The sequence below is a fragment of the candidate division KSB1 bacterium genome (genome assembly GCA_022566355.1).
Lineage (GTDB): Bacteria > Zhuqueibacterota > JdFR-76 > JdFR-76 > DREG01 > JADFJB01.
On sequence record JADFJB010000001.1, the window covers coordinates 116,797 to 125,242 of the forward strand.

Below are 8,446 nucleotides of genomic sequence, written 5' to 3' on the forward strand. Positions count from 1 at the left end.
AGTAAAAACTGAGAAACAAGGATGTATCGAATACTATCTTTTTTCACATTATTGGTATTTTGGGTCTTACTTTCTGGGAAATTTGATTTATTCCATTTAACCCTGGGTATTATTAGTTGTCTTATTATTGCCCAATGGACAAAGGATCTTTTTCTTCGCAAAAAAGCAAAAGGAATATCAGTTTACTTTTTGATTTTACCTAAATTTATCGCATATAGTTTTTGGTTGCTGTTACAAATCATAAAAGCCAACCTGAGTGTGATATACTTAGCGCTCCATCCCCGAATGATCAATCTTCTGGATCCATGTGTTATTAGATTTAAAACCATTCTGAAAAATGATTTTGCCAAAGTAGTATTGGCCAATTCAATTACTTTGACACCAGGAACCATCACGATTAGAATAGAAGGCGATGAATTCGTAGTTCATGCTTTAACTGAAAAAATAGCTGCGGGAGCACCCGGTGATATGGAAAATCGCATCGCTAACGTATTTAAGGACTTCAGTTGATGGAATTTTTCTTTAATATAGTTGCTGTAACATTGGCTTTATTGATGGGTTGTGCATTAATTCGAGCTATATTAGGCCCAACAGTCATTGATCGAATCGTAGGTGTTAATTTAGTTGGGACTAAAACAACCGTTTTAATTATCATTATTGGTACTATTTTCAACCGGGTAGATATGTTTGTGGACATAGCCCTTGGATATGCATTGTTGAATTTTATTGTCTCGATTGCCGCATCCCGGTATTTCCAGAGATATCCATCTATGCATCCTGAAGAAAAACCATCTTCAATTGAGACGGAGCAATCATGATTATAAATACGCTTTCAATCATTCTTATTTGTACCGGATTGTTTTTTTTCCTAGGTACGGTAATTGGCGTGCTTCGATTTCCTGATTTTTATACTCGAATGCATGCTGCAGGCAAAGGAGACACTTTATCCACTGTATTAATACTTCTTGGATTTGCTGTTTTTAATTTACACGATATTGGACACATTACATTTTCTTCCATATTGGTTAGTTTGAAAATCTTGCTCATTGCTGGATTTATCTTAATAGCAAGCCCAACTGCAACACATGCAATTATGGATGCCGGTGATAAAACCGGTGTAAAACACTGGACAAAACCAAAAAAAAGTATGAATAATATGAATAAAAGGTAGCGATTATGATTTGGCAGTTAGATTTTATTTTTTTGACATTTGTCGTTATCATTGCGATAGCATCTTTGAAAGTGAGAGATTTAATGAGTGCGGCCATTCTTTTCGGCGCTTATAGTTTTATTATGTGCTTACTATGGATTGGAATGGGTGCGGTGGATGTTGCATTTACCGAAGCGGCCGTCGGTGCCGGTGTCAGCACGGTTTTCTTCATCGCAACGGCTTTTAATACGACAAGGAGAACAAAGGATTGAAGATATTTGCCCTGTTTGTGATGATCATTACCGGTTCAGTGTTAATTTATGCGGAAAGTGATTTCCCGGCTTGGGGCGATTCCGGGTCCCCAGTCAATTCTTACGTTTCCAAATATTACCTGGAAAATTCCCTTAAAGATACAAACGTTCCAAACGTCGTTACCAGTGTGCTGGCAGATTATCGTGGTTTTGATACCATGTTTGAAACCTGTGTTATTTTCGTTGCTGGGCTGGCGATTATCGCCATGCTGCGCAGATCCAAAAGAAAAGAAGATCAAATAATAAAAAGAGAGCATGAGACATCAGGGCAATCTGGCAGTATTATTGTACAAACAGCATGTAGGTTTCTAATTCCTTTCATGCAAATCTTCGCTCTTTATGTCGTTGCCCACGGCCACCATAGCCCTGGTGGAGGGTTTCAAGGAGGCGTAATTTTAGGTGCAAGTCTGATTCTTCTTGCAATTGCATTTGATCTTCAAAAAGCGCTCAAAAAGATTTCAGAAAAAACAACTATTTTTATTGCTGCTTGTGGTGTTCTGGTTTATGCAGGCATTGGTGCGATTAGCATAATACTTGGAGGCAATTTCCTCGATTATAGCGCTTGGCATATCGTGCTACCCGCTACAGATGAAATCATGGCAAGATCCCATGGTATGCTTGGAGTAGAAATTGGGGTTGCACTAACGGTAGTTGCTATTATGTTCTCGATTTATGTAGATTTAGCTTCTCATGGCAGGCTGGACAGAGGATTATAATGGACATAATCATCGCTAAATATAATTATTTTATTTTTGTCATATTGCTGATGATCGGTCTTTGGGCGATGATGGCCAAAAACAATTTGGTGAAAAAAATCATCGGAATGTCTATTTTTCAAACAGCCGTGATCTTGTTTTATATCTCAATTGGTACAAAAGAAGGATCAACAATTCCAATTTTGGAACACGGTCATGAAGTAGCTGGTCATGTAGAAAATGTCATTCATGCTGCAGATTATGCCAATCCATTGACACAAATCTTAATGCTTACTGCAATTGTCGTTGGGGTCAGCACACTGGGGGTTGCTCTTGGTTTAATTCAGAAAATTTACAAAGAATATGGCACGGTTGAAGAAGACGAGATTTTGGAACAGATAAAATAATGTTAGATATCTTTCCTAGAACAGTTGTAGAGCATGCGCCGGTTTTAATTGTTGTTATTCCACTATTGTTCGCTTTAATTACCACAATTGTTAGTTATACCAACGAAAGATTGGCTTTACCTCTAACCATCGTGGCAATGAGCAGTACCTTTGTAGCTGCACTAATAACCCTTGTTCGAGTCCTTAATGAAGGGGCAATATCCTATCATTTGGGGGGTTGGAGCCCGCCTATTGGAATAAGCTACAACGTCGATCATCTAAACGCTCCGGTTCTCTTAATGATTACAGTAGTTTCGTTATTAACTGCTATTTATTCAAAGGAAGTCGTTAAAAAGGAATTACCGGGAAAAATCGTACCGTTTTATGTTATCTATACCCTTTCCGTCACCGGTTTAGTTGGAATGACAATAACAGGCGATGTTTTTAATCTTTATGTTTTATTAGAAATAGCTGCATTGAGCGCTTACGCTTTGATAGCGATGGGTGGCGGCAGGGCCTACATGGCAACATTTAATTATTTGATATTTGGCACAATCGGAGCAAGTTTTTACTTATTGGGAGTCGGCTATTTACTCCTCAAAACCGGTTCGTTAAATATGCTCGACATTGGTCAACTGCTGCCTGCACTTTATTCGAGTAAAGCAGTATTGACTGCTTTTATTTTGGTCATGGTTGGCATGTGGGTTAAAATGGCATTTTTTCCGATGCATGGATGGCTGCCGAATGCATATGCTTACGCACCAACTGCGTCGGCCTGTCTTTTAGGTCCCTTAATGACGAAAGTTTCTGTGTATGTGATGATTCGAATCATGTTTACCGTATTTTCATCTGACTTTACTTTCAATGTTCTTAAATGGCAAAACCTGATTGTGTGGTGGGCTGTGATTGCTATTATTGCCGGTTCCCTCTTTGCCTTATCCCAGAGAGATCTCAGGAAAATGCTGACGTACATCGTTGTTGCAGAAATAGGGTATATGGTTGGCGGTGTTTGGCTTGCAAATAAATTGGGTATTACCGGGGCGATCTATCATATTTTTAGCGATGCTATGATGACACTCTGTCTATTTATGGCAATGGGGTGTATCATTTATAGAACAAAGAGTCGCTCTTTCGAAAGTATGAGAGGAATTTTTAGAAAGATGCCTGTAACCATGGTCGCATTTGTGATTGGAGCATTTGCCATGATTGGCATTCCGCCCACATGTGGGTTTTTCAGCAAATGGTATCTTATCTCCGGCGCGATTCAAGCCGGACATTGGGGCTTTGGTGCTGCTTTGGTTTTTTCAAGTTTAATCAACGCGGTTATGTTTTTCAGATTATTTGAAATTGGTTATTATCGAAAATTTACTGGAAATGAAGATCACGATCATCATGATGAAAAGATAACGATGGAAGAAGCGCCAATGAGTATGGTCGTGCCCTTGGTGATCGTTAGTATATCATTAATATTACTAGGTTTATACACAAACGAAATAGTCACCAATTTGATTGATTTTGTTATACCCGAAGGCATACTTTGAGACTTGGATCTGGGATTTGTAGAATATGAAAAATATCGTTTCATACACACCTTTACTTGTTGTCTTAGTTTCTGCAATAGCCATCATTCCCATATCGTTTAGCAGCCGCAAACCCAATATACGTGAATTTTGGACCCTATTGGCTGCAAGTGCGAAATTTCTATTAGTCGTTTCTATGCTGCCCTGGATTCTTGATGGCAACACTTATGAGTTGACCCTTTTCAAGGTGCTTCCCGGCCTGGCAATACAATTTAAAGTAGATGCTTTTGGCATGCTGTTCGCTCTTGTGGCTTCCTCACTTTGGATTATTACATCGGTTTACTCGATTGGTTATATGCGCGGCCTCAACGAACACGCACAAACACGGTATTTCAAATTTTTTGCCTTATCGTTATCTGCAACCCTGGGTGTTGCCTTTGCCAGCAATCTGTTTACGTTGTATCTATTTTATGAAATGCTTTCGCTATCTACATTTCCGTTGGTTACTCACCACCAGGATGAAGAGGCTAGATCGGGTGGCAGAAAATATCTAACCTATTTACTTGGCACATCCATTGGCTTTGTTCTCCCGGCTATGTTGATCACCTATGCGATCACCGGCGATTTGACCTTTTCATCTGAAGGCGTATTTGTAGGGAAAACAATTGTTTTTCCTTTGTGGATCCTGTTACTACTTTTTTTGTTTGGATTTGCTAAAGCAGGTATCATGCCTTTTCATTCCTGGTTGCCAGGCGCCATGGTAGCCCCGACACCGGTAAGCGCTTTATTACATGCTGTTGCAGTTGTGAAAGTGGGTGTTTTTTGTATCGTTAGAGTACTTACCGGAATTTTTGGCGTCGACTTGTTAATCGCTGAAAATCTTAACACAGTGGTCGTTTTTATTGCGGGATTTACCGTAATTACATCCTCCTTAATTGCACTCACGCAAGATAGCTTAAAGCGCCGATTAGCATTCTCAACTATCGGACAATTATCTTACATCGTCATGGGCGTTGGGCTTGCTTCAAAATTGGGTGTTATTGGCGGTATGACCCACATTGCAATGCACGCATTTGGCAAGATCACGTTATTTTTCTGTGCCGGCGCCATCTTTGTCGCAACAGGGAAAAAGTATATTAGCGAAATGGTAGGAATTGGCAAAAGAATGCCAATTACGATGTTTGCTTTTTTTATTGGTTCATTAAGTGTAATTGGCCTACCGCCGGCAGGAGGTTTGATTAGCAAATGGTATATGGTCCTGGGCGCCCTGGAAGCAGATAAAATTGCAATTCTGGTAATCTACCTGGTTAGCTCCCTGCTGAATGCAGCTTATTTTCTACCCATCGTTTACAAAGCTTTTTTTTGCACTCCGGAAGAATCTTTATTTGAAGATAAAATTGAGGAAGCGCCTAAGTGGTGTGTGATTCCGCCGGTAGTGACTGCGCTTTGCACAATCGTGTTCTTTTTTTATCCGCAGCCGTTTTTTAATTTGGCTAAATTGGCTGTACAATAATTTGATGAGGAATTCTGAATTAGCTATGAACCATCATGGAGCTACCACCCTTCGACTCCGCTCAGGGTGGCTGTGTTTTCTTCAGATGAAAAAAGTAAAATAGACGAACTAGCGCCCTGAGCGGAGTCGAAGGGTGCATAATAGAAGAGTTAGGCATGGAAGAAGCAAAAGAGGAAATAAAAGTTTTAAGTCACGAACCATGGCCGGGATACAGAAAAGCTTTTTACATTATTTTTTCGATCGGCATTATTTACCTGGCAATTATCTTGATTCAAACGCTTTAAATTGTAAAAGAAATACTATTTTGTAAGTTTTTATAGGATTCAATTAAAATGGATAAAAAACATATATGGGATAGCACCAAAAACGTTAAAAAATTATTGATCATTTTTTTTGGTGTTTGTGGCTTCCTGTTTTTGTTTGATTTTATTTTTCCCAAACACAATCATTTTGCCTGGGAAGAATGGCCTGGATTTTATGCAATATTCGGATTCATTGCTTGTGTTGTTCTTGTATTGATCGCGAAATATGTTTTACGGCCATTGGTGAAAAGGGAAGAGAATTATTATGAGTAGTACTGTCGTACCGGCAATTATTTTTATTGTGGGTGCTTTATTCATTCCATTGCTAAAAGGTAAGCTGCGTTCTGCCTATTTAGTAGCGCTTCCTGTCATTGGCTTTGTTAACCTGCTCAACATTCCGCTTGGAACGCATTGGGCCGTAAACTTCTTGGATTTCCAATTGGTTTTCGGAGAAGTGGATAGACTTAGTCGGGTTTTCGGGATTATCTTTCATGTCATTTCTTTCATCGCTATTATTTATGTTCTTAACTTCAAAAACAATGTCGAATATGTTTCAGGCTTTGTATATGCCGGAAGCGCTTTGGGAGTTGTTTTTGCCGGTGACTTGATAACCTTCTTTGTGTTTTGGGAAATGCTTACCGTGTCTTCGGTATTCCTGGTTTTAGCAAATAAGAAAAAGGCTTCTATGGATGCTGCTTACCGCTATGTCCTGATTCACATAATGGGAGGCCTGGTTCTACTGGCTGGTATCATCATGTATATTCATGAAACCGGCTCCATTACCTTTGAAGAAATTGGCCTGGGAAGTCTTGCCACTTACCTGATCTTCATTGGATTTGGTATCAATTGTGCTTGGCCCTTACTTCATACCTGGCTGGTCGATGCCTACCCGTCGGCAACCATTGGTGGAGCCATTTTCCTAAGTGCCTTCACTACCAAAACTGCAATTTATGCATTAGCCAGGGGTTTTCCCGGCGCCGATCCGTTAATCTGGATTGGCGTAGCCATGGCGGCTTTCCCGATTTTCTTTGCGGTAATCGAGAATGATTTGCGCCGCGTGCTGGCTTACAGTTTGATTAACCAGGTGGGATTCATGGTGGTGGGTATTGGTATTGGCACCGAATTGGCCATGAATGGTGCAATCGCTCATGCCTTTAACGATATTTTATTTAAGGCGTTGCTCTTTATGTCTGTCGGTGCTTTAATTTTGCAAAAGAGACTTGTTTTGTTTTATTCCATTCGATATCTATTCTATCTGTACCGAATTGGTTGTAAACACAAATTGCTACACAAATATAATTTTCCCTCGAACCAACAATATTTTTATTTTCTACATAATGTAATTCCATTATTTTTCCTCGTGCAAATAACCAATAATTGCATCTGCCAAATCTTTTTTCTTTTTTAAAGCTGTGTAAGTTGTACGCGCTACAGTATTGCGTGCAATCATGTGGTACATTGTCACCTTGTTCTTTTTATATGGATTACGTTGCCGTGCGCAGGCTTGATCAAAGTCTCCCCGTGAATGTCCGGTGGAATACATCACACCGTAATGCTCCGCACGTGATAAATCTATCGCCACGCCGCCGCTTCGTATTTGAACTCCCATCAAACATACCCAATCCGGCATACAAGCATCTTTTGTTAGGTCTTTACGTTGCCCAGAAATTTCTCCATACATTCTGCCTAACTTTTTGGCAACACGTTCAATGGCACGCAAGTCTTGAGTAAACCAACAATAAACACAAACAGGTTCTTGAATTGGTATGTCCTGCAAAAAATCATAAAGCAAGTTCTCTTTAGTATCATCGAAATTCACCACCTTGCCATTGTCATCTTTAGAGTGCCCGCCTATTATCTGTTGAAGGCGCAAAGATTTAACCAATATATTGGCGGCAGTAATTTGCACACCTGATTTCACCCATGTTACTAATTCAGTTTTCATTTCATTATAAATTTTCATTACTTTGGGCGGCAGGTTGAAACAAATTTCTTCATGGGAGAGTGGCGGGATTTCTTTATCGACATCTGATAAATTACAATGGTAAGTTATGGTGCCCATTCGTCTAGCAAATTCTTTGAGATTTTTGAAATTCTTATGTACGGATACCCTGTTTATCATCTTACCTTTGTTCCTACCGTGCTTGCCGATTATTGGTTTGTGCAATTCCAACATTTCCATTTCTTCAAATTCATATTTAAAATCAGAATAATTTTTACCAAATGGACCTATGTCAATCGCCCTGAATTGCGCGTAAATATCTAAGGGGGAATGAGGGAGCGCGGTACCTGTTAGCTCGTACCTGTGGGGTATGCGCGTTCTGAGCGCAGCACAATATACGCTAGCCTTTGAACCCGGCCCCTTGATTCTTTGACTTTCATCGTAAAGTACAATATCCCAATCAATTTTTTTTATAGCAACGTCAATCGGTTTACGCCATGCCGCCTCATAATTTATAACTAAAACTCCAGCTTTAAAATTTTTCAATTGTTTCATCTTCCCTACCGTGCCGGGAGCATCTAAAATCAATACATCATGCTTATCACGACAAAGCGGAAAATCTCTAGC

At 39.7% G+C, this 8,446-nt stretch carries 11 protein-coding genes; 10 read left to right on the forward strand and 1 reads right to left on the reverse strand.

The window, feature by feature from the left end:
* Positions 1 to 21: 21 nt before the first annotated feature.
* The 10 genes from IIC38_00495 (at position 22) to IIC38_00540 (ending at position 7,285) form a co-directional block, all read left to right on the forward strand.
* Positions 22 to 510: a Na+/H+ antiporter subunit E gene (locus tag IIC38_00495; GenBank protein ID MCH8124439.1), complete on the forward strand. Its 489-nt coding sequence runs from the start codon at positions 22 to 24 to the stop codon at positions 508 to 510.
* Complete coding sequence (locus tag IIC38_00500; GenBank protein MCH8124440.1) at positions 510 to 818, forward strand: pH regulation protein F; 309 nt, start codon at positions 510 to 512, stop codon at positions 816 to 818. The genes IIC38_00495 and IIC38_00500 overlap by 1 nt, the downstream gene beginning before the upstream one ends.
* The gene (locus tag IIC38_00505; GenBank protein ID MCH8124441.1) at positions 815 to 1,171 is read left to right on the forward strand and encodes a monovalent cation/H(+) antiporter subunit G; all 357 of its coding nucleotides are present in this window, start codon (positions 815 to 817) and stop codon (positions 1,169 to 1,171) included. The genes IIC38_00500 and IIC38_00505 overlap by 4 nt, the downstream gene beginning before the upstream one ends.
* Positions 1,172 to 1,176: 5 nt before the next feature.
* On the forward strand, positions 1,177 to 1,422 hold the full coding sequence (locus IIC38_00510; GenBank protein MCH8124442.1) for a DUF4040 domain-containing protein: 246 nt from the start codon (positions 1,177 to 1,179) through the stop codon (positions 1,420 to 1,422).
* Positions 1,419 to 2,177, forward strand: coding sequence for a Na(+)/H(+) antiporter subunit B (locus IIC38_00515; GenBank protein ID MCH8124443.1), 759 nt, complete (start codon positions 1,419 to 1,421; stop codon positions 2,175 to 2,177). Before IIC38_00510 ends, IIC38_00515 begins: the two co-directional genes overlap by 4 nt.
* Positions 2,177 to 2,563 carry a cation:proton antiporter subunit C gene (locus tag IIC38_00520; GenBank protein ID MCH8124444.1) on the forward strand — a complete coding sequence of 129 codons (387 nt, stop codon included), beginning with the start codon at positions 2,177 to 2,179 and terminating at the stop codon, positions 2,561 to 2,563. The genes IIC38_00515 and IIC38_00520 overlap by 1 nt, the downstream gene beginning before the upstream one ends.
* Positions 2,563 to 4,083, forward strand: coding sequence for a monovalent cation/H+ antiporter subunit D family protein (locus IIC38_00525; GenBank protein MCH8124445.1), 1,521 nt, complete (start codon positions 2,563 to 2,565; stop codon positions 4,081 to 4,083). The genes IIC38_00520 and IIC38_00525 overlap by 1 nt, the downstream gene beginning before the upstream one ends.
* A gap of 25 nt (positions 4,084 to 4,108) precedes the next feature.
* On the forward strand, positions 4,109 to 5,575 hold the full coding sequence (locus IIC38_00530; GenBank protein ID MCH8124446.1) for a monovalent cation/H+ antiporter subunit D family protein: 1,467 nt from the start codon (positions 4,109 to 4,111) through the stop codon (positions 5,573 to 5,575).
* A 332-nt stretch (positions 5,576 to 5,907) separates the two neighbouring features.
* A complete protein-coding gene (locus IIC38_00535) occupies positions 5,908 to 6,150 on the forward strand; it encodes a hypothetical protein (protein MCH8124447.1) in 243 nt (80 codons plus the stop codon).
* Positions 6,143 to 7,285 (forward strand): hypothetical protein, encoded by a 1,143-nt coding sequence (locus tag IIC38_00540; GenBank protein ID MCH8124448.1) that lies wholly within the window; start codon positions 6,143 to 6,145, stop codon positions 7,283 to 7,285. Before IIC38_00535 ends, IIC38_00540 begins: the two co-directional genes overlap by 8 nt.
* On the opposite strand, the gene IIC38_00545 is transcribed toward IIC38_00540, so the two are convergent.
* A partial coding sequence (locus IIC38_00545; protein MCH8124449.1) for a hypothetical protein occupies positions 7,226 to 8,446 on the reverse strand: 1,221 nt, incomplete at its 5' end. The two genes, IIC38_00540 and IIC38_00545, sit on opposite strands and share 60 nt — an antisense overlap.